The organism is Desulfotruncus arcticus DSM 17038 (assembly GCF_900113335.1).
Lineage (GTDB): Bacteria > Bacillota > Desulfotomaculia > Desulfotomaculales > Desulfallaceae > Desulfotruncus > Desulfotruncus arcticus.
This window is the reverse complement of sequence record NZ_FOOX01000010.1, coordinates 122,001-144,830: the sequence shown is the minus strand read 5'-3', so window position 1 is coordinate 144,830 and position 22,830 is coordinate 122,001. Positions and strand designations below refer to the sequence as shown.

Genomic DNA, 22,830 nt, shown 5'->3' with positions numbered 1-22,830 from the left:
TTTCATAACGAAAAATCAATTTTTTGTAGCTTACATATTAGCATGATAACTGTTAAAAATTACGCCACAATTAATCAATTATTAAATAATTATTACTATTCAGCTGTTCTACAGTATTTTTACGGTAAGGACAAAGGAACAATAGTCTATTTTGTCGAATTATGCAAGATTTAGTACAGGGGTGACAACATGGTATCCAGCATAAAAAGCAGACTGATAATAGTAATGGTTCTAATAAGCTTTATCCCTGTTGCTACACTGGGCTTTCTTTCTTATCGCAATTCCGAGCGGATGCTGATTAATAATTATAAAGCTGAAAGCCTGCAATCGATGCAGAATGTCCGGGAATATTTTATGGATTATTATATTGATGAAATTGAAAATGCCGTCTATGTTCTTTCCGGAAGTCCGGATTTGCTTAATTTTAAGCAACCTGAAGCCTCGGTCAGGCTCAAGAATAGATGGGATGATTTTCGCCGGTTGAACCCCGACATTTGGTTTGTTTATTTTGCCGACACCAAAGGTGACATTTTATCTTCACCAGTGTTTGGTCCCATAGAAGGCTATGATCCGCGAAAAAGGTTATGGTATACCGAAACGCTGAAACACAAAGGGCTGGTTGTGTGGACTGATCCTTACCTTCAGTTTGGCACCAGTGAACTGGTTCTTACCACGGCCAAAACCGTGGAAGATGCTAATGGCGTAATTGGTATACTGGCCATCGACACCAAACTGAACCAATTGAACAAAATTATTAACAATGTTGACCTTGGTCCGGGCGGCTATGCCATACTTGTGGACAAGCAAGGCCGGATCATCGCCCACCCGGATAAAACCCAGGTTGGTAAAAACGTTGGCGAAAACAAATGGTTTAACCATTTGCACAGCGGACTGTACCAGGATTCCATTTATTACAAATATGATGGCAAGGATGTTTTTATCAGTTATGTAACAATACCAAAAACCGGGTGGCAAATTGTTGGTATAATTCCAAGGGAAACTTTGGAAAACGCAGTTGTGCCGATAAAGAAAAAGACCCTGCTGATAACTTTTATCAGTTCGCTGATGGCATTATTGATCAGTGTTTTACTATACCGCAGTTTCGCTGACTTATTGAATAGGTTTATCATAACCATGGGGGAAGTGGAAAGCGGAAATTTAAATACCCGCCTTATCATAAAAAAGTCAGATTCTGCAGAGTATGTTCAGCTTGGCCAAAAATTTAACAATATGGTGGCTACTATCGAAAGTTTGCTTAAAGAACGTGACAGGACGGAGAAACACCTTAAGTTTCTTAATATGCGTGACCCTTTAACGGGTCTTTATAACCGTAATCATTTTGAAAGTGAGATCCAGCGGTATACTAAAAAAAACAACACCACGCTTGGAATAATCGTTTGTGATGTGGACGGTCTTAAACTTGTGAATGATACAATGGGCCATCACATGGGCGATAAGCTGCTGATAGCGGCGGCAAGTGTGATCAAAAGCATTTTTAGACAGGAGGACATTGCCGCCAGAATTGGTGGCGATGAATTTGCGATATTACTGCCTAATGCAGATGAGAATGTAATTAAAAAAATTATTAAAAGAATTAGTAAAGCTATTCAAGTGTCCAACGAGGAAAACCCGGGCTTCCTGATGAGCTTATCCTGCGGCTATGCCGTCAGCAGCGGTGACAATATGAAATCGGCAACTGAACTGTTTGTTGAAGCCGATAATAACATGTACCGGGAAAAACTTTACCACAGTCAGAGTAACCGCAGTGCAATTGTCCAAACTTTGACGAAGGCCATGGAAGCCAGAGATTTTGTGACCGAGGGACATGCGGAAAGACTTCAGGATCTGGCTGCCAATTTAGCTGTTGCTGCCGGTATTCCCGCAAGCGAAATTACCAATATTCGGCTGCTGGCCCAGTTTCATGACATCGGCAAGGTTGGTATTCCCGATCGTGTTCTTAATAAGCCTGGCAGGCTTAATCAGGATGAAAAAATTGAAATGCAGCGGCATAGCGAAATTGGTTACCGCATTGCCCAATCCGCACCTGACCTGGCCCATATAGCAGACTGGATACTAAAACACCATGAATGGTGGAACGGCCAGGGGTACCCGCTGGGATTAAAAGGGGAAGAAATCCCCTTGGAATGCCGTATTTTATCAATTGTTGATGCTTACGACGCTATGACCAGTGATCGCCCTTACCGTAAGGCGTTGTCTCATGAAGTGGCCGTTATGGAAATGATAAGATGCTCAGGATCTCAATTCGACCCCAATCTTGTTGAAATATTTATAAGAATTTCTGGCGTGGGTTCACCTGAATCTGAAAATTCAAGTGACAGTTTATCTTAAACAAATATGGGAATGATATTGACATAAACTGATTGGGAAGGAGTCCGGTCTCATGGATGTACAAAGAGCTCAACAAATTATCAATTCCCGTGAAACCATTGAAGTGCTGCATAATGGCTTACCCGTTTGGATTGAGGGCGTAACCCCGGGAAGCAATACCGCCAAGGTTAGAAGCCTGCACGGAAAAGAAGCAACCCTGGAGGTTCCTGTTGCTGAGTTAATGGAAAGTTAGCAGCAAACGAAGGAAGCAACGGGGAAAAGCCCGCCACCCTTGATCCGGAAAGCATTTTAGCAAGGGGGGGCGGGCTTTTTTACGGTAATTTGCAGGAGATTGTTGTTGTTTATTATTGAATTAAGTAAATATTTATGAATTTTAATGAATTAAATTGACTAGGTGCTAATAAAATTAAATAAAAATGCTCCGAACCGTCTGGCCTAAGTCCCAATGATAAGGTTAACGGTCGTTAGGGTATAGTTGGAAACGATTATGCCTTCCTTATTTGAAAAGGAGCACAAGTTTTAAGGTTTACCAACCGGGCGGACTGTGTTTCTTTATGTCTGTTCGGTTTTATTTTTAATAAGGTGGCGATATAATGCTTCATCCCAAAAGGAAAATGACTGAAGCAATTATTGATTGGGTAGTACCATTTTTAAAGGATCGAGGGTTTAGCGGATTTTTCCCCAATTATAGGCGTATGCGTTCATGTTGCTTGGAATTAATCTCGTTTCAATTTTCCTGTTGTGACCAATCTTTCTGTGTTAATATCGGAAAATGTCCACCTGAGGGTATCCGGTATAAAACCGGAGAGTTCGTTGGTCCCTCAGCAGTTACTGCTTTGCATTGTCCCGTAAGATTTTACTTGGGTGTACAGAATGATGACTCTTGTCATTGGTTTAAATACAACCCACGAAAGCAAGAGTTAAAATTAAAAGATTGTTGTTCCTTTATTACGATGTACAAGGATACACCATTAAAGTATACACACATAGCTGATGATATCGTAGCTTTGATTGTAAACCAGGCAGATTCATGGTGGGAAAATTCCGAAGCCTGGTGGGAAAAAGAGCTTCCAGTTTATAATAAAATGTTTATGGATTTTTATGAAGCATTTTTGAGATATAATAGCGCCGGGTCTATATGGAAGGCCGCTAATTCCGGTTTTGTCGGCAATAATGATCCAAAAAAATCAAGGGCTTTAGTTTTAGTTGAATAAATTAAAATGCCAGGAAGGCTAAGAATAAAGAGATCCCCTTATAGGCCGGGGGATCTCTTTATTTTAACAGCCTTTGCTTGCCTGCACTTTATGCGTCAGCTCTGCTTTAAATTAACATTGCCCCTGGCCAACGATGCGAATACCCCTCCAAAGCAAATAACTGTAAAAACAATAAAAGCAATTCGTGAGCCTTTGATCAGCATGTCGGGGGATGCCATGCTCAATTCCACGTTGCCTATATAAATGGCCAGCAGTAGGGTAACGACGGCCATACTTGTTGCTTGTCCTGTAAGACGCATAGTTCCCAGTGTTGAAGAAGCCACGCCATAGAATCTTTTTTCAACAGAGCCCATAACCGCGTTGCTGTTGGGAGAAGAAAAAAGAGCGAAGCCTGTTCCAAGCAGTGCAAGATTCGTGATTAACAGCCATATAGGCATGTTCTTGCTGATAAAACATAAAATAAACAGCCCCAGGGTTGTTATCGACATGCCCCAGGAAGCCACTACCCGTGGCTCGACACGGTCGGACAGCCTTCCGGCAAAAGGGGACAAGGCAGCCATGATTACCGGCTGGGCCAGCAATATCAGCCCCGCCATTTGAGAATCGTAGCCCATAACCACCTGAAGGTGCATTGAAAGTAAAAAGCCAACGGCAAAGGTGGCGCTATAGTTAATTAAGGCGGCCAAATTGGAAAAAGCAAAGGTAACATTTTTACTGAACAGGTTTAAGTTTAATACTGGCTGCTTCACCCTGGTTTCGTGTCTTACAAACAGCACCATAAAAATAATTCCGGCAACAAGTAAATATTTGGCCCATAATGATTCGGCGACAGACGAAATACCATACATAAAAGTTACCAGTCCTACTGCGTATAAAACAGCCCCGGCGGTATCAAATGTTTCTCCTTTGGCTCCGGCCCATTCGCCTTTAAGTTTAAATATGGCCAGCAATAGTGCTAATAAAGCAATAATGCATGTAAGATAGAAGATTGATGGCCAGCCAAAATTATGGTTTAATGAGCCGCCAAGTACCGGTCCCAATGACAGGCCAACATATACGGTGGAAACATTAATACCTAGAACTTTGCCGCGATCCCTGGGGGGGAAAACCGAGGTCAATATGGCCATGCCCGTACCGAAAATCATAGCGCTGCCAATGCCCTGCAATGTTCTAAAGGCTATTAGAACCTCAACTGACCAGGACAGGCCGCAGAGCAGGGAAGACAATAGAAAGAAAGCTAAGCCCAAAATAAAGATCTTTTTCCTGCCTACGATATCGGCAAGCCTGCCAAAAGGAACCAGAAAGGCCGCGGAGGCCAGGATATAACTGGTGGCCACCCAGCTTAGTAAAAAGGCGCCGGTTTTAAATTGATCACCAATGGAAGGGATGGCCAAATTTATCGCACTGCCCATAAACGGTGTTAAAAAAGATGCGGCGCAGGTTACAAGTAATGTATAATTTTTAAATGCTGTATTTTGTTCTTTATTTTGTTCCATAAATACCATACCTCCGGTTTTATAGTTGCAGTTCCCTCCGTAATTTTTTGATAAAAACAGTTTATCATATTGCATATAATCAGTACAATGATGTTTTTTAGAAATGTTATGCGTCTAAATTAAAGTTATTATACCCTGTTGGAAATGGCTGCTTTACCGGGTTATAATTATGCTGGAGGAAATAATATGAGACGAGCTAACGCGGTGCAAGTGTTTTTACAAAATTACAATAATGATTATGGGTATGACCTGGTTGTAGCAGATGAGTCGGCGACCGTTCAGGATTATTTAGATGCCTTAAACCAAGCCATTGAGGAATATTCGTTTACCCGTGGCAGAAATAAAATTTTGTCATGCCGGGGTTGCGATCTCTGTTGTGCGGAGAGAGCTCCGCTGACTGCTATAGATTTGTACAATATCAACGATTACCTGAAAGTTTGTGACGAATCACTCCAAAAAACCCTGGACCGGATCGGTTATATTATGGTAAACGGTCCGGCTGTGGATATTACTTTACGCAGGGGCGAGGATGAACGCTGCATATTTCTAGGGCGGAAAAACGGGTTATGTACTATTTATTCCGCTAGGCCACTGGTTTGCCAGACATTTATATGCTGCCCGTCCTCAACTAAAGCAGCAAGATTGCGGGAAATAATAGTGAATTACGGAGAAGATGAATTAGTGCGCCAGTGGTTGTGGCAAGCAGTTGAGCTGGGGTATCCGCCCGGATTTCATGAAGGTTTTAGACCGAAAATTAATCTGAAGGACTGGAAGCCAAATGGTTTTTCCGCCAAAAGGAATTACCGGGAAGTAAAGATAAAGGAGATTAGCCCGCCTAACTTATGGAAACAATTATATAAGCAGGGATAACCAGAAAAAGTATACAATATACTTTTTCTGGTTATCTTTGTTTTTAAATCATAGTGTTATATAATATGTTATTACAGGGAGCAATGACGTTCCAGACATTCTGCAATTATGTTCAGAGTGCTGGGGCGTTTTATTTTTTAAAGGGTTAATTTTAAGGTTCAATAAGGAGGTTTCTGTTATGGCGCAAGCTCTGCCCAGTGCAACAAATTCCAGAGTCATTCCCATTACTTCCAATAAAAAATTTAAAAGAGCAGGTATTGTTGATATTTTTACCAAAATTGAGCCCGGATGCCCAAGTGAGGTCTCTATATGTGCTGTTTGCGGTTTCGGCTCACAGCCTCAGCATAACTGGTATCCGGTGCTGGAAACCAGTTGTTGTCCGGTTTGTGGAAGTTCCAAAAAAAGATAGCCAACATTTTATAGTCCCAGCTCCATTTTTAACACTCTTTTTAAAATCTTACCGTTTGCTCCTATTGGCAGCTCCTCCCTGAATTCAATCTGCCTGGGGCCCTAAAAGGCTGCTGTAATCAATTTGTTCAGGTGAAGATTTCTCCCCTATAACTATATGTAGTGGATTCGCAAGAAAACCATAGGAAAAATTCTTTATTTAATGACAAATTCCTTCATTTTATATTACTTATATTGATTGATACGATTTTATTCGTTTTAGGTAATAAAAAAGAAGACTCATTTTAATGGGCCTTCTTTTTTTACAGTTTTAATCAACCGTTTGGCCTATCTTTTACCTGATAGCTTCTTGATCATGCGGTAAGAGGTGTACCGTAATCTTCAGTGGAGATAATCTCGTCATATTTAGCATATAGATAGTCTGCTATCTGATAGGTATAATGGTTAAGCAGTTTAACTGCTATATTTTCCATAATACCTCCGAGCATCTGTTCAATTTTATTAGTACTATCATTATTAATACAAATATGGCGCCAAATATCTTTACCAATTTTTTTAGCATCAAGTAATTCTATATTTAGCAAACTATCCAACAAGGTTTCATAGCACTTGGAGCCTATTTGATTAGCCCAATTAATTATTCCCCCGGTTAAGATTAACTGTTGTAATAGTTCGTTTATGTCGGCCATGCCCAATTCAATATCGTCTAGATCAAAGCTTTTTACAGGAATATCGTATAAGCTTAAAAATTTCAGGTTACTATGTACCACTGCTGATATCCTGTTCTGCATATCAGCCAGATCTTCATTAGAAACTATATCTGCTAAATTAAACGCTGCACGGGAATTTAGCGTTATTTCGATGTATGACTGGATATCGTTGGTTCTGGTATTAATAAATGTAGCTACTATTTTGTGAATATCCCTGTTGCATTTTTCTACGGCGCTGCAAAAAGCCTTTTCCAAAGACAACCATATTCCCCCCTACGCAATCTCACCTCTGCCATTATATACGCTGATTGTTAAGTCCATATTAAAAACACAATAATAAATGTTAAATTTATTTACCGGGTAGCTGTATAAATTTTACATGCTAAGAAAAAATAGATAACGTACTGGACAAATCAAGGGGGAATGGTTATGACTAGAAGACGAACACAGCAGAATAATGCCGATCCCAACCTGGTTAATGCGGTCAAAAAAGACATACTGGCCGATATGCATTATTACAGGGATAATATGGAGGATGCAAATGGCTGGTTTGCTGCCGGAAGGCCGGCCCGGGCTGTCAGGGATAAACATCGGGCCATGAGGCAACTACGTCAGGATGTAAGGCGGGAAATGCAGTCTGTAAAAAGGATTGAAGACCGGCTTGGCAGGGTGAGAAACCCGCAGGTGCGCAGGATGGTATATGAAATACTGGAAGAGGCCAATGACCAGGGTCTCACTGTCAATGACATTTTGCAATCATTTCCACGGCGCCGCGGCCTGGGTGATATATTGGGCATGGGTTCGGATAAAAGCCTGTACTGGATAATTGGAGCTTCTATTCTAGGACTTGCCCTGTTCCCTACTGCCAAGAATAACTTAAAAGGTATCATGAGTAACTTGGCCAAAGGGAGTATGGATATTTCCGACAAATTACAAACTATGGTAGCCGAGGCCAAAGAAGGAATCGAAGATATTGTGGCTGAGGCGCAATTTCAAAAAATGCAGGATTCTATGCTGGATAATCCTACAAAAAGCTAAAGGCAAGGGGGATGTTTGTTGGATCAGATGGAAGATTTGCAGCAGAAATTAAATCAATCCCTGGTAACCGTCAGGCAAGCTGTGGATATTAGTGCCAACATTAAGGCAGCGAATAATCCCGGCAGCAGCAGCATGGTCACTGCCGAGTGGGAAAACTTTTTAAAACAGTTTTTTTCTTATGTGAAGAAAAAAAGCAACGAAACCGGCCATAATCTAATAGCCGGAATCTCCTGGAGCAAAATCAGGCCGTAGTGAATAAAATGGCCACCCAAAAGCCCTCGGGTAGATCGAGGGCTTTATTTTTCGTTTTTTGCACTTTAGGAAATTATATTTGGCCATATTTATGGCCAAAGCTAAGGAATAAAGTATTAAAACGCGCGCGCTAAGGGAACTGATTTAGCGCGCGTTTTTTGCAAAACCACTAATAGCTTTGCCCAGGCCCTGGCTCAAACCGGCTCCCAACAGCACCGGGGTCCACAGGTTAAGGCCCAGCGGGCAGGTTTTGAATATTCTTTGACCTAAAGGTAGGTAGATAGCAGACAGGAGCAGCCCGGTGGATGATAATACGGCGCCCTTTAAAAAACGGTTGGGCCGATTATTGATACCAGCTGACTTGCGGCAGTCCAGAGCGTGTAACATCTGGCCAAGGGTAACAGCCGACAAAGTTAAAGTCCGGGCCGTACCAAGGTCATAGTGTCTGAATCCCCACCAGAACACTCCCAACCCGGTAAATCCCATGGACAACCCCCGGCTAATGATCTTGTTGCGGAATGCACGGTCCAAGAAAGGCCGGGAATCTTTTATAGGCGGTTTTTGCATTAAACCCGCGGAAAAAGTGTCCACCCCCAGGGCGACCGCCGGCAGTCCGTCACCCAACAGATTAAGCCATAATAATTGTATGGGGAGCAGAGGCAACGGCATACCTGCGGCCACTGATGCGCACATCAATATAACTTCACCGACATTCGTTGCTAGCAGGTAGCGCACCGAGTTGCGGATATTTCGGTAGATCCCCCGACCCTGTTCCACAGCCGTTACTACGGTGGAAAAATTATCGTCGGTGATGACCAACTCGGCAGATTCTTTTGTCACATCAGCTCCTGACCTACCCATTGCCACGCCGACGTCGGCTTCTTTCACAGCAGGCGCATCATTGACACCGTCTCCGATCATGGCCACTATTTCTCCCCTGCTCTTGTAGGCCCTGATAATGCGGCGTTTGTGTTGGGGGAGTACCCGGGCAAAAATACATACCTTATCAATTATCTTTGCCAGCTCGGTATCATCCATGTCTTCCAGTTCATGGCCGGTAAGAATTTGATGTTCATTTTCGACGATATCTAATTCTTTACCAATAGCCAGGGCTGTATTTTTGTGGTCACCGGTAATCATAGCAACGTGTATACCTGCTTGACGGCATTTTTGTATAGCCCCGGCCACTTCCCGGCGCGGCGGGTCAAACATGCCAAGCAGCCCCAGAAACGTTAAACCCTGATAGTCTTTAGGCTGCCAAGGGTCGGTATGTTCATCGGGCAATATTTTGTAAGCTACGGCCAGCACACGCATGGCCTTGCGGGTAAGCCTGTCGTTGGCGTTTATGATGGCCCTGCGGTCAAAGAGATTTAGCTCCCTGTCGGCTAAACCTGACCTGGTTTTAGTGCAAAGATTTAGTATTACATCGGGAGCGCCTTTGACAAAGACAAATTTTTTGCCGGAGCTGTCACGGCATATTACCGTCATTTTAAAATTGTTGGAGTCAAAGGGTATTTCCTTTTCCCGGCAAAAATTTTCCCTCAGTTCTTTTAAGTCAATGCCTGCCTTGCCGGCCGCAGTTAGGATGGCTCCTTCCGTAGGGTCGCCCTGCACAAGCCACTGGTTGTCTTTTTGCTGCAACACGGCATTGCTGCAGAGTGCGGCAGCGCTCAGAGTGAACAGCAAGTTTTCTTTTTCATCAGAGCTGCTGTGCTCCGGCGGTATCACATTGCCGTCTCCAGGGTCGCAGCCGTGGCCGGTAAATTTCCACCACAGGTCATCGGACATGAAAACAGCTTTTACCACCTGCCTGTTCCGGGTCAGAGTTCCTGTTTTATCAGTGCAAATAACAGTAGTTCTGCCCAGTGTTTCAACGGCAGGTAATTTTTTAACCACCGCATTGGCTGAGGCCATGCGCCTAACCCCTGATGCCAGGGCGATGGTGACAATGGCGGGCAGACCTTCAGGGATTGCCGCCACGGCCAGGCTGATGCCTGTCATGATCATTTGTACCGGCGAGCCTCCACGCAGTAAACCAAAGGCAACCATTAAGCCGCTTAGGGCGAGTGAGGCTTTAAGCACTATCTTGCCTAAGCCGGCCATCTTATCGTGCAGGGGTGTTTGCTTTTCATCGCTTTCCTTTAACAATTGGGCAATCTTACCCAATTCAGTGTTCATACCTGTGGCCACCACCACAGCTTTGCCTTTGCCTGCGGAAACGATAGTACCCATGAAACCCATGTTATGACAATCAAGCAGGGTTATACAGTTTTTAGCTTGTAAAGTTGTTTTTGGCACAGGATAAGATTCGCCCGTTAATGCAGATTCTTCCACTTCCAGTGCCGCTGTTTCTATAAATCGGATATCGGCAGGAATTCCATCCCCCTGTTCCAACAGGAGTATATCTCCGGGTACAAGATCCACCGCAGGCAGCTCTTGCACCACCCCGCCCCTGAGCACCCTGGCCCGGGGCGCTTGCATTCCCTTCAGAGCCGCTAATGCCCCTTCAGCTTTATGTTCCTGCAGAGCACCCAGCAAGGCGTTAATGATGACAATGGCTATAATAGCCAATGCATCACTTTTTTCGCCCAGCACGATGCACACCAGGCTGGAGCCAAGCAATACCTCTACCAGAAAATCTTTAAATTGGCCAAGTACCCGGCTTAGCAGGCTTGGAGGCGGTGCCGCCGCTATTTTATTCGGACCGGTGCGGGCCAATCTTAACGCAGCATCAGCCGGGTCTAAACCGTAGAGCTTATGGGTGTTTAATAAGGTTATAAATTCACCGTCGTTTAATCTTGACCACCAGGCTGCAGCCGCAGGTGGTCTATGCAGTTCTGCTTCCGCTGTTGCTGCAAGTTCCCCCGCCTGATTAATTAAAGCATTATTTGCCGCAGACAAGGTGTAAGGGCTTTTTGAGCGTATCCTTTTAATGGACCGCATCGAGTGCAAGGCCACTGCAATACTTATAAAATTGTTAAATGCCGTTGAGCCGAAAGGAGACAGCAAACCAGACAGCCCCAGCAGCAGCCCGAGGCCATTAAGCCCGCTGGTCAAGGCCAGGCTGCGTTTGGCCTTTTCAGCCGCCATATGGGAAATTTTTAGAACCTCTGCTATCTTATCCAGGCTGTTGCTGCTGCTGATGATGATATCGGCCCGCCCCAGGTATTCAGGACAGCAATTTTGGCAAATGGCAATGCTTACATCGGCTTTGTCCACGTAGGGATGAGCAATTAAACCATTCCCCACCAGGGCAATTTTTTGCTCCGGATGCCGCAGATCCTGATGAATTTCTGCCACGGCAGGCAGAAGGGTTAGGCCAAGCTCGCGGTTAATCGCAATATTTTCAGCTTCGTTGTCGCTTGTACCAAGGAGCAGGTTTTTTACTCCGTTTGCCCGCAGGCGCAGCACTGCTCTGCGCGTTTCAGGCGCAATGATCGGTTTTACACCCACTACACCGATAAGCTTACCTTTCAAAGCAATAAAAAGGGGCAGCTGGTGTAAATGCTCCAGCCTTTGGGCTTTGTAGCGTCCGTAATATGTACTTACACCTTTATTGGCGAAATAATCACGGGTACCGAGCAGGGCCGGCGTTCCGTTCACTTTGCCCGAATAGCCTGATTTAATGTCAGTTGTAATCAGGGTATCAAAACCGCTATGGCCATGTTTCATTAACAGCGCCCGGGCAACATTTAATATTTGCTCCTCAGCTTGTCCCCTTAAAGGCAGCGCCGAAGTAAGCGCATAATGATCAATAAATAATTTAGGGCTGTTGAATACTACAGTGTCCACAAAAGAAAGGTTTTCCAGGCACTGCCAGTTGCGTACCATTATCCCTTTGCGTGCTGCAATAGTCATACCGCGCGCAAATGCCGATGGCACACAAATTTTTGCGGGGGCGGGGGAACCGGCCAGCAGCATGGCCAGGCCTCTGCTATAATCACGGGCCATTAAAGCCCCGGCGGCGGACAGCCCCAGGGATACCGGAGCCATTTTTTTCACATAATCTTGAGCCTGCTGTTCTAACGGACCGGTGGGCTCCTCCTGCTGTAATCGTTCGGTTTTAGGCGGCTGCTTAATGTTACCGTATCGCTGCAAGTACTCTTGGGCGGCGTTTTCGGCAATATCAACTGTAAGCCGCTGTAAAAAGGCGATCAGGTTGGCCAACCAGACTACGGCCAAACCGGGTATGCTTTCCCTGAGCAACATGGTGATAATACTTACGGTAGATAATATCAGGTCATAATTAACCCTGCCCCGGAATACCAGGTTTTGCAAACCGCTTTTGAGTATCGGGTATCCGGATACGGCCGCCGTGCCTGCGGCCAGGTAAAACAAACCGGGCGATTGGGATACTGCTGAAGGGCCGGTAACGGCCTTTTTGGCAACAAGCCCCATCAGAACGCTCCCGCTAAGTATGACATGGAGCAACTGCTTGGCCGGGGGCAGTTCTTCGTGCCCGATTACAAGCTTGTGCAGCCGGGGATTGTCCGGGCAAGGTACGGTAGAGTACTCTGGAACATGATCATCTTTGGTGTTGAACTTATTTATGTGGCTCAATATGTATTGGGGCCGGGGGTAGGCGAGTGCGTCAAAAAAAATTAATACCCTGCCGGTTGTGGTACTCCCTTTAATCAGGTTTATCCCGGGCATGTGCTGCAGGCTTGATGTTAATGCGTTTAACAGCTTTTGATTTTTTTTGATATCCGGTATTCTGATTCTCATACGACCGGGCAAATAATGTACCATTTGAGCTTGCATGACAATCCTCCGAAGATGAATATAAAAATTATTTTGGTCTTTATTAAGGTTAAATATTACAAAGAATGCTAAGGAAAAAATTTTGTAGTATGTTACATCGCCCTCCGGCCATAATAAATAAATATTTTTTAGTCTTAAAATAAGGAGGTGAACAAGTTTGCGTTGGCTAAGTTGGGAACCACTAATGGAGATCTCCCCGGTGGGCTTACTGGCCGCAGGTGTTGTTTTGGGAGCCGGTTCCCCCGCAATAAAAAGCGGGCTGCGTGGCTTGGCGGTAGGTGCAACTAAAGGTATTTTATCCATTAGCAATCAGCTAAAAGAAACCGGGGAAAAAATCAATGAAGACTGGCAGGACATGGTGGCTGAAGCTAAGGCCAGCCTTGAACCTATGCAGCAAGGGAACGCAGAGGTAATTCCTTTGGCCCGGGATACCGAACACCAAATTTTAGAAAGTATTAACGCTATCAAAAAAGAGTTTACCAATTTTATGGATGAAACGAGGCAAGAACTTAACCAGTTAAAGGTGGCGCTAAAAAACACTCCGGTGGAGCAAAAAAGCTGATTGGCATAAAAAAGTGCCCTTTAAATGGGGCACTTTTTTATGCTTTTTATGCTAATGACGATATTTCCTTTGAGATTTATATTTTGTCCGTCTGGTTTTCTTGGCATCGCCCCATAATTCCGACGCAGCCAAGGCGGCCCCGAAAGCTTTAACACCGACATTATTGGCCAGCAAAGCAATTGCCGCTCCCCCCAAAGTACGAGCGGCTTTTCCCAGATCAGTTTTTTCCCGTTGCAAAGCAATGCACCTCCAAACTTATTTCTATCCATACGTCTATCCAGACTTATTTTCTAAAGGATCTTAGAAATTGATACAAGTAAAAAATGGTTTATAAACTTGGTTAATGGATTTTGTATAAACAGTCAAAAACGGTGCATATAATACCTGCATATTTTTTAAAATGAAAGGGGGTTAAGGACTTGCTGTTAAACAGTTCCAATCCCCAAATTAGAGCAGGCAAAGAGTTTCACCTGATTCCGGGCCGGTTACGCTTAGTGGTCCCCAACTTGAAGCGAAACAATCTGCTGGCCCGGCATTTAAACGACTGCCTGGCTGCTTTACCAGGGGTAAAAAGTGCCCGGGCCAACCCATCTACCGGGCGGGCACTGGTTTACTTTGACCCCATAGCACTGCATTGGCGGACCCTGGTCCGGGAAATAATTTCCGCCAGTCAATATCTAGACAAAAACTTGCCGGCGGTAAACAGGCTGTTACGAGACAAGCTCTCGCAGCCAAGCTTTGCAAACGATGGCTACGCGCAGGCGGCGGCCACTTTATCCGCCCCGGCGGCACAAACTTACCCTGCTGGTAATAAAACTGAGAAAGATTTGCCCTGGCATGTTATGAACGCCAGGGAAGCCGTGGCCTTTCTGAACAGCAACGCCGATCACGGATTATCGGGGCAGGCTGTACAGCATAATAGACGGCTTTACGGAGCCAATGAATTTATTGCGCAATCGCCCCCATCCCTGTTCAGCTTACTCCTGGAACCCTTTAAAGATTTTATGACCAGGCTTTTGCTGGGAGCTGCAGGTGTTTCCCTTCTGTTGGGTGAATTTGCCGATGCGGCTGCCATAACAACTATCGTTGGTGTACAAGCCATACTGGGAGCCATACAGGGCTATCGGGCGGAAAAGTCCCTGGCCGCCCTGAAAGAATTAAATGCACCCCATGCCTGGGCAGTCCGGGAAGGATTTAAAACCAGGGTACTTACCCGGGATTTGGTGCCCGGAGATATTATCCTGCTGGAAACCGGAAACAAAGTACCTGCGGACGCCAGGGTCCTGGAATCGGTTAACCTGATGGTGGAGGAATCTTCCCTTACCGGTGAATCAGTACCCGTATCCAAGACTGCTTCTCCGTACCGTCATCTCCGGCCGTCGGCAGCGGACAAGAACAATATGGTATTCATGGGCACTTCTGTGACCGGCGGGCGGGCCAAAGCCGTGGTAGTGGCAACCGGTATGGAAACTGAAATGGGGCGGATCGCTTCTATGCTCCAACAGGTGGAACCGGAACCAACGCTGCTGCAAAAGCAACTGGAGGACCTTGGAAAGAAAGTAACCAAAGGAGCCCTGGCAGTGGTAAGTTTCATTGCCGCCGTTGGAATAATCCGGGGCAGGCCGCTTTGGGAGATGCTGCGCACCGGTGTAAGTTTGGCGGTAGGGGCCATACCGGAAGGTTTGCCGGCAGTTGTAACTCTGGCTCTGGCGTTTGGTGTACAAAGGATGGTCAAGAAAAAGGCGGTGGTCAGAAAGCTGCCGGCGGTGGAAACGCTTGGCAGTGCCACAGTGGTATGTACCGATAAAACCGGCACTTTAACTAAAAATGAAATGACGGTAAAAGCGATCTACACTAACGGAATAAGCTGGGAAGTTACCGGTGAAGGTTATGTACCGGAAGGCGATTTTATACCCCGGGGGAGATCGCCCGGTTCCCGGGACAAGGAAGCGCTGCACCGCCTGCTTACCATCGGCGCATTGTGCAATAACGCGCAGCTTACCACGCAAAACTCCGGTCAATGGACAGTCAGCGGTGACCCCACTGAGGTGGCCCTGTTGAGCGCTGCTGCCAAAGCCGGTCTTTGGCGGCGGGACCTGCAAAACCGCTACTGCAGATCCCGGGAGATTGCCTTTGACTCCGCTAGAAAGTTGATGACGGTAATATGCCAGGCCCCTGAGCAAGAAACGCATATTTTTACCAAAGGGGCACCGGATAATGTGCTGGCCTGTTGTACCCGGGTTATTATCAACGGTCGGGTAGTTCCCCTGGCTATACGCATCAGGAACCAAATCCTGTCTGTAAATAATGAAATGTCCGGAAAGGCCCTGCGGGTGCTGGCCCTGGCTTATAAACCTTTGGCACATGACCAAAATATTAATAATCAAAGTCCCCAGCGGGACAGTGTAATTGGAAATGAAAATTTAGCTGACCTGGAAAAAGATATGATTTTTGCCGGGTTGACAGGTATGCTGGACCCACCTCGTCCGGGAGTAAAAGAAGCCGTTGATAAATGCCGCCGGGCGGGTATTAAAGTAGTAATGATTACCGGGGACCAGCAAAACACCGCCCGGGCTATTGCCGGGGAACTGAACATTCTTGAGCCTGAGGGAATTTTGGTTTCCGGTAATGATATTGATGGTATGTCCGATGCCGATTTGGCTGTGCTGACGGACCAAATTCAGGTTTGCTCCGAAACAACACCGGCGCAGAAACTGCGCATTGTCAGGGCTTTTAAGTCCCGGGGAAACATCGTAGCCATGACCGGCGACGGGGTAAATGACGCTCCGGCAGTTAAAGAAGCGGATATTGGTTTAGCCATGGGTAAATCGGGTACCGATGTTACCAGAGAGGCAGCAGGGATTACCCTCGCTGATGATAACTTCACCACCATTGAAGCGGCTGTCCGGGAGGGACGCACGGTTGGTGATAATATTCGTAAATCATTACGCTATATTTTATCCGGTAATATTGGTGAAGTACTGGCAATTTTTCTGGCGGCGGTAAGCGGATTCCCCACCCCTCTGGTGCCTGCGCAAATCCTCTGGGTTAACCTGGCCAGTGAAGGGTTCCCGGCCATGGCTTTGGTGGCTGACCCCCCGGAGCCGGGCTGCATGGACCGGCCGCCCGGAAAGCCGGAAGAAAAGCTGCTTTCGCAGGAGTTATCACGGCAGATTTTGCGCCGGGGGCTGTTTACGGGGATAAGCACTTTTGGGGTATTTGGTGCAAGCTTACTGACCGGAGCCGGTCTATCAAAAGCCAGGACCCTGGCCTTTGCCAATCTGGTGCTGAGCCAGGTATTTAACGTGTTTGACAGCCGCACCTCAATAAAGCAAGTCCCTGGGAAGCTTAATTCAAATCGTTATCTATTGCCGGCAGCGGCGCTTTCCTCCGGCCTGCTGTTTGCGGCGATATATGTTCCGGTGCTGCAGCCGCTGTTCACAACAGTTCCATTGAATATAAAAGATTGGGTAATTTTAGCCCTGACTTCAGGCTCGGTAAGTAGAGTCTGAAAAGAAAGGAGTTTAATAAATAAATGAACTTTTTACTAAAAATTTTCCTTGTTGGAGTTATCGCAGTTGCTAGTTCTCGCCTTTTAGGTCTGGCCCTTATTATATGATTTTTATATTGCCAAACAAAACTGCCTCAAACCAACGCCGGTTTGAGGCAGTTTGCTTTCAAGCACCAATGGGGGATGCCTTACGGCAGACAACATGTATCTCCGTGATTTCCCGGTTATTGCAGCAAGTCTTCCAGGATACCCTCCCACGAAGGTTTCAACGCAAACTGACGGGCCTCAGGGATTGAATTTTAGAATCTTAACTTCCTGCCCTGCACGGCAGTCGGATAAAGGCGTAGGTGCATAAAAAACGGCTGCACAATTTCGAAGCCGGCTGATTCCCACATCTTTTTCAAGTTATAAATTGTAAAAATATACTTGGGCTGTCTATGAAAGAATTGCATTTCATATGGCAGTCCTTTATATTACTATGGGAAATAGATTAAAGCCTATATTAATAAAACCTTAAGGTTTTCATAAGAAAATTATTATGATATAAATTTTTGTTTTGCAGTACTATAATAATGAGTGTTTAATCAGGAAGAAGGGATAGAACTTATGAGTATCAATATTTTGGTTGTAGACGATGAGCAGTCCATAGCGGATCTAATTGAAGTTTATTTAAAAAATGAAGGTTTTACAATATACAAATTTTATAACGGTCAAGATGCGTTCCGGTGTGTTGAGTCGGAACAGTTAGAGCTTGCGATACTTGATGTCATGCTGCCGGATATTGATGGCTTTACTCTCTGCCAGAAAATTAGGGAAAATCATAATTTCCCTGTTATCATGCTGACTGCTAAAGAAGAAGAAATTGATAAAATTACCGGATTGACACTAGGTGCGGATGATTACATAACAAAACCGTTTCGGCCTTTGGAGCTTGTTGCCCGTGTCAAGGCGCAGCTCCGGAGATTTACCAAATATAATTCTGCGGAGCCAAACCAGGAGGAACACTTGATTGCCTTTTCCGGCTTGGTATTGGACATGAAGACCCATGAATGTACGCTGAATGAAAAAAGGCTATCTCTCACTCCTACAGAATTTTCTATTCTTTGGGTCCTTTGTTCCAATCGCGGACGAGTGGTCAGTTCGGAAGAATTGTTCCATGAGGTATGGGGAGATAAGTATTTCACTAATAGCAATAATACGGTAATGGTTCATATCCGACATCTAAGAGAAAAAATGAACGACAGCGCAGAGCACCCTAAATATATCAAAACGGTATGGGGAGTTGGCTATAAAATTGAAAAATAAGAGGGATAAAAGAAGTAATGATTATATAAAATTAAAAAGTAAAGTATTTTTTCGAATGCTCCTTATTGTTTTTGCCACGGCTGCAATTGTTTACTTCCTGCGTTTTTTCATTCAAAAAAACTTCAGTGTTGGAGATAGTATTGTACAATTTTTAAAAAATACGTTTCATATGCGTGACAGAGATGCTTTGATAATGTATCGGCTTGCATTTTTTAATAATATTGACGTTGTTACACTTATGGTGATTCTCATATTCTTAGTTATTTTGCTTAAATTTTCGATTTCCTGGTTTACTAAATATTTCGATGAAGTCAGTGCTGGAATGGATAAACTTGCTGAGGAATCCGATAATGAAATTACATTATCACCGGAATTGGATTTTATGGAAAATAAGCTTAATCAGATAAAAAACAACTTGGAAAAACAAAAGAAAGCCGCACTTGATGCCGAGCAGCGCAAAAATGATTTGGTAGTTTACTTGGCTCATGATATAAAGACACCTCTGACCTCTGTTATAGGATACTTAAGTCTTCTGGATGAAGCTCCTGATATGCCTCCTGAACAGAAGGCAAAATATGTCGGTATTACCTTGGAAAAAGCTTATCGGTTAGAGCAGCTTATAAATGAGTTTTTTGAGATCACAAGATTTAATCTTCAAACTATTGTTTTGAATAAAGAAAAAATCAATTTACTGTTCATGCTCCAGCAGATGGCAGATGAATTCTATCCAATGCTGACTCCACAGGAAAAGCAGGTGTCCGTCAATGTGCCTGACGGCTTAACACTGTGGGGAGATGCCGATAAACTGGCCCGTGTGTTCAATAACATTCTGAAAAATGCGATAGCCTATAGCTATGAAAACAGCGTCATTGACATTTCTGCTAAACAGCAGGACAAAAATATTATTATAACTTTTACTAATCAGGGAAATCCAATCCCGCAGGCAAAGCTTGATAGTATTTTTGAAAAATTTTACCGATTAGATACTGCACGTTCCACAAGCACGGGTGGAGCAGGACTGGGTTTGGCAATCGCACAAGAAATTGTCAAGGCTCACGATGGCACAATCTCTGTGGAAAGCAACCCGGAAAATACTACATTTACAGTAAAGCTTCCGTTATAAGAAAATCTTAAGAAGTTCATAAGATGGAATTCCAACATAGCTTCTTGTTCTGCGATTAAATAATATCATCACAGAATAAGGAGTTGTTTTATTATGGTACGAAAAGTAAAAAAGAAAAAGTTAGGAATACGCATATTTGTAGCACTTCTGTTGATGGTTGGAATTGCTGCTTTTGTTTATAAATCCATCATTATTCCAGGATACCAGCACATCTTTAAAGAAGAATATGACGATAAAACCACGTCATATTCTTCTTTAAAGATAACACCCGATTCTTCTGACGATAGAACAACACCGGTTCCTCCGTCAAAGATAGAACCCGATCACTCTGTTTCTATATCTTTCGACAATCTGAACAGTCCTAATGCGATTCTGATCCGTTTAAAAGATCATAACATCCTGATGCAAAAAAACAGCGAAGAAAAAGTCTATCCTGCTTCTTTGACTAAAATGATGACAGCCATTGTGGCGATAGAAGAATTACCTGACCTGAAGGAAGAAATCAAACTTACCAATTCTACGTTTCAGGGACTGTACGAAGCAGATGCATCAATGGCCGGATTCCAACCGGGTGAGCAGGTCAGGGCAATCGATCTGTTATACGGAGTAATGCTGCCGAGCGGCGCTGAGTGCTGTATTGGACTTGCTGATCAGATTGCGGGATCAGAGCAGAATTTTGTAAAATTAATGAATCAAAAGGCGGCAGATTTTGGCATGGAAAATACCCATTTTGAAAATGCGACCGGACTTCACAATGTAAACCACTACACAACAGTCAAAGATCTGGCTATTCTTCTAAGCTATGCTCTGCAAAATGATACTTTCCGGGATATTTTTACTTCATCCCGTTATTCCACACCACCTACTAATAAGCACCCTGGCGGGATAACCTTTTACAGTACCATGTTTGAAGACCTCAACACTAAAAACATTATTGATGGGGAAATTTTAGGGGGAAAAACTGGATATACCGATGAGGCCGGTCTATGTCTCGCGAGTCTCGCCAAAGTGGGTAAACAAGAATATATTCTGATTTCAGCTGGTGCAAAAGGAGATCACCATTCGGAACAGTATAATATTACCGATGCATTAGCTGTATACAACAGCATAAGAAAATAATAAGTTCTTCATAAGAATTTATTAAGATTTTGATAAGTTAAAATTCCAACATTGCCTGCCTGATTTCGGTAAGATGAAATTGCCGAATCGGACAGGCTTTTATATTGCCGAAACAAGGCGCGGACATGTTGCTTGGCCCATTATGATTAGGGTGGTAAAGATGAATAATGGAAAATTAAAAACAAATAACGGCTGCCTGGCCTGGCTTTTCCTCGGGCCCAGCCTGCTGGGTTTTTCTCTTTTTTATTTGCTCCCGTTTGTCACCGGCTTTTACTATTCCCTGGTGGACAGTCCCATTAACGGTACTTTTGTCGGATTACATAATTACAGCGCTTTGCTAAAAAACCCGAGCTTTTTATCAGCTCTGGCTAATACGGCCAAGTTTACTTTTATTTGTGTACCTCTCAATATGATTCTCTCCCTGGGAGTGGCCTTGTTATTGAACCAAAAAATACAGGGCCGGAACCTGTTTCGCACCATCATGATAACTCCTTTGGTGGTACCCGTAGCTTCGGTAGTTTTGGTCTGGCAGGCTTTCTTTGATTTGAACGGCGTTTTAAATTTCCTGATCCATGCCCTGGGTTACCCGCCCGTGGACTGGATGAAAACCAATTGGTCCAGAATTGTAGTGCTGGTGATTTATCTATGGAAAAACATTGGTTACAGCGTAATCCTGTTTCTGGCCGGATTACAAAATATACCGGCTGAATACTACGAAGCGGCCAGGATCGACGGGGCTGGCCGCCGGCAGGAGTTTTTCCGAATAACCCTGGTTTATTTGACCCCCACGACTTTTTTTGTTTTTGTTATCTCGATTATCAATTCATTTAAAGTTTTCCGGGAGACGTATCTTATCTCCGGAGAATATCCCCATAACAGCATCTATATGCTGCAGCACTACATGAACAATATGTTCACGGCTCTGGATTACCAAAAACTGACTTCCGCGGCCTTCATTATGGCTGCCTTTATCGTGGCCGTCGTTTTACTGCTTTTTATCGTGGAGAGAAAGATCACCAACATGATTAACTGAGAATCCGAGGAGTCAGGAGTCAGAATAATTTTCAGCGTGTAAAGATCTTAAATTATGCAAGACATCCTACTGAATTCTGACTCCTGACTCCTGACTCCTGAATGCTACATAGTAGCAACCCGAGAACCGGCGAGAGGAATGAACGTGTTGAATCAAAACCGTCAAATAACAAAAATACTCCATATAACAGTTTTACTGGTACTGGCTGTCATATTTATGTTTCCCCTGGCTGTAACCGTCACCAATTCATTTATGAGTGAACAGGAAATTGCCGATAATTATGACCCGGTGACGGACAAAAATTTAAGCAGCTATAACGATGACACCGCGAGTCACTTCGCCCGGTTCCAGCTTATACCCGACGTGGTGGTGCTGAAGCAGTATTATAACGTACTCATCAAAAAGACCCAGTTTCTTTTCATGTTCTGGAATTCCGTGCTGATTACCTTCCCTATCGTCATCGGGCAAACGATTGTTGCAACCCTGGCTGCCTATGCCTTTGCCAAGCTGAAGTTTAGAGGCAGGAATTTCTTGTTTTTTTTGTATATCATTGTGATGCTGATGCCATTCCAGGTAACTCTTGTGCCCAATTATTTAATGGCCGGCCAGCTGGGCCTGCTTAATAGCCACTGGTCCATTATCTTTCCCGGCATCTTCAGCACCTTTGGCGTATTTCTTTTAAAACAGTATATGGAGCAAATACCGGACTCCTATATTGAAGCAGCCCGGGTGGACGGAGCCAACCAGCTCCAGATTTTCCTCAAAATCATCGTCCCCATGTCCAGGGCCGGCATAGCAGCCATGGCCATACTTGTTTTTATCGATAACTGGAACATGGTCGAACAGCCGTTGATTTTTTTACAGGATGCGGCCAAACAGCCTCTTTCACTCTATCTTTCCAGAATCATCGACGGTGAAAAAGGATTGGCCTTTGCCGCGTCCACTTTATATATGACGCCGGTGCTGCTGAACTTCCTTTACGCCGAAAAAAAAATACTTGCTGGAAGGGATCCGGCTTTCTGGAATTAAAGGCTGAGCAACTGGTGACTTGTTATATAAATTCTTGCACACTTACTCTA

At 44.5% G+C, this 22,830-nt stretch carries 17 protein-coding genes, 1 pseudogene and 1 riboswitch; of the genes and pseudogenes, 14 read left to right on the top strand and 4 right to left on the bottom strand.

Annotation, left to right across the window (positions count from 1 at the left end; all coding sequences use genetic code 11):
• The first annotated feature begins 189 nt into the window (after window positions 1-189).
• From BM056_RS14145 to BM056_RS14135, 3 genes are all read left to right on the top strand, one after another.
• Window positions 190-2,349: a diguanylate cyclase domain-containing protein gene (locus BM056_RS14145; RefSeq protein ID WP_092472080.1), complete on the top strand. Its 2,160-nt coding sequence runs from the start codon at window positions 190-192 to the stop codon at window positions 2,347-2,349.
• Between the two features lie 52 nt (window positions 2,350-2,401).
• Window positions 2,402-2,581 (top strand): H-type small acid-soluble spore protein, encoded by a 180-nt coding sequence (locus tag BM056_RS14140; protein WP_092472079.1) that lies wholly within the window; start codon window positions 2,402-2,404, stop codon window positions 2,579-2,581.
• A 175-nt stretch (window positions 2,582-2,756) separates the two neighbouring features.
• Window positions 2,757-2,876, top strand: a riboswitch (molybdenum cofactor riboswitch).
• A gap of 66 nt (window positions 2,877-2,942) precedes the next feature.
• Window positions 2,943-3,563, top strand: coding sequence for a DUF4304 domain-containing protein (locus tag BM056_RS14135; RefSeq protein ID WP_092472078.1), 621 nt, complete (start codon window positions 2,943-2,945; stop codon window positions 3,561-3,563).
• A gap of 95 nt (window positions 3,564-3,658) precedes the next feature.
• Here BM056_RS14135 and BM056_RS14130 read toward each other — a convergent pair whose 3' ends face one another.
• Window positions 3,659-5,059: an MFS transporter gene (locus tag BM056_RS14130; RefSeq protein ID WP_092472077.1), complete on the bottom strand. Its 1,401-nt coding sequence runs from the start codon at window positions 5,057-5,059 to the stop codon at window positions 3,659-3,661.
• Window positions 5,060-5,245: 186 nt separating this feature from the next.
• Here BM056_RS14130 and BM056_RS14125 point away from each other — a divergent pair, with 186 nt between their 5' ends.
• On the top strand, window positions 5,246-5,929 hold the full coding sequence (locus BM056_RS14125) for a YkgJ family cysteine cluster protein (RefSeq protein WP_165613531.1): 684 nt from the start codon (window positions 5,246-5,248) through the stop codon (window positions 5,927-5,929).
• A gap of 178 nt (window positions 5,930-6,107) precedes the next feature.
• A complete protein-coding gene (locus tag BM056_RS14120) occupies window positions 6,108-6,338 on the top strand; it encodes a hypothetical protein (RefSeq protein ID WP_092472075.1) in 231 nt (76 codons plus the stop codon).
• A gap of 352 nt (window positions 6,339-6,690) precedes the next feature.
• Here the strand turns inward: BM056_RS14120 and BM056_RS14115 are convergent, their stop codons facing one another.
• The gene (locus BM056_RS14115; RefSeq protein ID WP_092472074.1) at window positions 6,691-7,308 is read right to left on the bottom strand and encodes a hypothetical protein; all 618 of its coding nucleotides are present in this window, start codon (window positions 7,306-7,308) and stop codon (window positions 6,691-6,693) included.
• Window positions 7,309-7,476: 168 nt separating this feature from the next.
• Between BM056_RS14115 and BM056_RS14110 the strand changes: the two genes are divergently transcribed.
• Both BM056_RS14110 and BM056_RS14105 read left to right on the top strand, forming a co-directional pair.
• On the top strand, window positions 7,477-8,085 hold the full coding sequence (locus tag BM056_RS14110) for a hypothetical protein (protein ID WP_092472073.1): 609 nt from the start codon (window positions 7,477-7,479) through the stop codon (window positions 8,083-8,085).
• A gap of 18 nt (window positions 8,086-8,103) precedes the next feature.
• Entirely contained in the window at window positions 8,104-8,337 is a 234-nt protein-coding gene (locus BM056_RS14105) for a hypothetical protein (RefSeq protein ID WP_092472072.1), read from the top strand.
• A 144-nt stretch (window positions 8,338-8,481) separates the two neighbouring features.
• Here the strand turns inward: BM056_RS14105 and BM056_RS14100 are convergent, their stop codons facing one another.
• On the bottom strand, window positions 8,482-13,098 hold the full coding sequence (locus BM056_RS14100; RefSeq protein WP_165613530.1) for a cation-translocating P-type ATPase: 4,617 nt from the start codon (window positions 13,096-13,098) through the stop codon (window positions 8,482-8,484).
• Window positions 13,099-13,255: 157 nt separating this feature from the next.
• Between BM056_RS14100 and BM056_RS14095 the strand changes: the two genes are divergently transcribed.
• A complete protein-coding gene (locus BM056_RS14095; protein ID WP_165613529.1) occupies window positions 13,256-13,660 on the top strand; it encodes a DUF5132 domain-containing protein in 405 nt (134 codons plus the stop codon).
• A 51-nt stretch (window positions 13,661-13,711) separates the two neighbouring features.
• Here BM056_RS14095 and BM056_RS14090 read toward each other — a convergent pair whose 3' ends face one another.
• Complete coding sequence (locus BM056_RS14090; protein ID WP_092472069.1) at window positions 13,712-13,897, bottom strand: hypothetical protein; 186 nt, start codon at window positions 13,895-13,897, stop codon at window positions 13,712-13,714.
• 182 nt (window positions 13,898-14,079) lie between these two features.
• On the opposite strand from BM056_RS14090, the gene BM056_RS14085 reads away from it, so the two are divergent.
• From BM056_RS14085 to BM056_RS14060, 6 genes and pseudogenes are all read left to right on the top strand, one after another.
• Window positions 14,080-17,172, top strand: coding sequence for a cation-translocating P-type ATPase (locus tag BM056_RS14085; RefSeq protein WP_092472068.1), 3,093 nt, complete (start codon window positions 14,080-14,082; stop codon window positions 17,170-17,172).
• Window positions 17,173-17,777: 605 nt separating this feature from the next.
• Window positions 17,778-18,476: a VanR-ABDEGLN family response regulator transcription factor gene (gene vanR, locus BM056_RS14080; protein WP_092472067.1), complete on the top strand. Its 699-nt coding sequence runs from the start codon at window positions 17,778-17,780 to the stop codon at window positions 18,474-18,476.
• Window positions 18,454-19,599 carry a vancomycin resistance histidine kinase VanS gene (gene vanS, locus BM056_RS14075; RefSeq protein ID WP_435050967.1) on the top strand — a complete coding sequence of 382 codons (1,146 nt, stop codon included), beginning with the start codon at window positions 18,454-18,456 and terminating at the stop codon, window positions 19,597-19,599. Before vanR ends, vanS begins: the two co-directional genes overlap by 23 nt.
• Before the next feature lie 93 nt (window positions 19,600-19,692).
• Entirely contained in the window at window positions 19,693-20,718 is a 1,026-nt protein-coding gene (locus BM056_RS14070; RefSeq protein ID WP_092472065.1) for a D-alanyl-D-alanine carboxypeptidase family protein, read from the top strand.
• Between the two features lie 160 nt (window positions 20,719-20,878).
• Window positions 20,879-21,751, top strand: coding sequence for a carbohydrate ABC transporter permease (locus tag BM056_RS14065; protein WP_092472064.1), 873 nt, complete (start codon window positions 20,879-20,881; stop codon window positions 21,749-21,751).
• 138 nt (window positions 21,752-21,889) lie between these two features.
• Window positions 21,890-22,787: pseudogene (locus tag BM056_RS14060) on the top strand (carbohydrate ABC transporter permease).
• Window positions 22,788-22,830 lie beyond the last annotated feature (43 nt).

Excerpts from the sequence above, each read along its gene's own strand:
- BM056_RS14145 (WP_092472080.1), top strand. The coding sequence starts at position 190 with ATGGTATCCAGCATAAAAAGCAGACTGATAATAGTAATGGTTCTAATA.
- BM056_RS14140 (WP_092472079.1), top strand. The coding sequence starts at position 2,402 with ATGGATGTACAAAGAGCTCAACAAATTATCAATTCCCGTGAAACCATT.
- BM056_RS14135 (WP_092472078.1), top strand. The coding sequence starts at position 2,943 with ATGCTTCATCCCAAAAGGAAAATGACTGAAGCAATTATTGATTGGGTA.
- BM056_RS14130 (WP_092472077.1), bottom strand. The coding sequence starts at position 5,059 with ATGGAACAAAATAAAGAACAAAATACAGCATTTAAAAATTATACATTA.
- BM056_RS14125 (WP_165613531.1), top strand. The coding sequence starts at position 5,246 with ATGAGACGAGCTAACGCGGTGCAAGTGTTTTTACAAAATTACAATAAT.
- BM056_RS14120 (WP_092472075.1), top strand. The coding sequence starts at position 6,108 with ATGGCGCAAGCTCTGCCCAGTGCAACAAATTCCAGAGTCATTCCCATT.
- BM056_RS14110 (WP_092472073.1), top strand. The coding sequence starts at position 7,477 with ATGACTAGAAGACGAACACAGCAGAATAATGCCGATCCCAACCTGGTT.
- BM056_RS14100 (WP_165613530.1), bottom strand. The coding sequence starts at position 13,098 with ATGCAAGCTCAAATGGTACATTATTTGCCCGGTCGTATGAGAATCAGA.
- vanR (WP_092472067.1), top strand. The coding sequence starts at position 17,778 with ATGAGTATCAATATTTTGGTTGTAGACGATGAGCAGTCCATAGCGGAT.
- BM056_RS14070 (WP_092472065.1), top strand. The coding sequence starts at position 19,693 with ATGGTACGAAAAGTAAAAAAGAAAAAGTTAGGAATACGCATATTTGTA.
- BM056_RS14065 (WP_092472064.1), top strand. The coding sequence starts at position 20,879 with ATGAATAATGGAAAATTAAAAACAAATAACGGCTGCCTGGCCTGGCTT.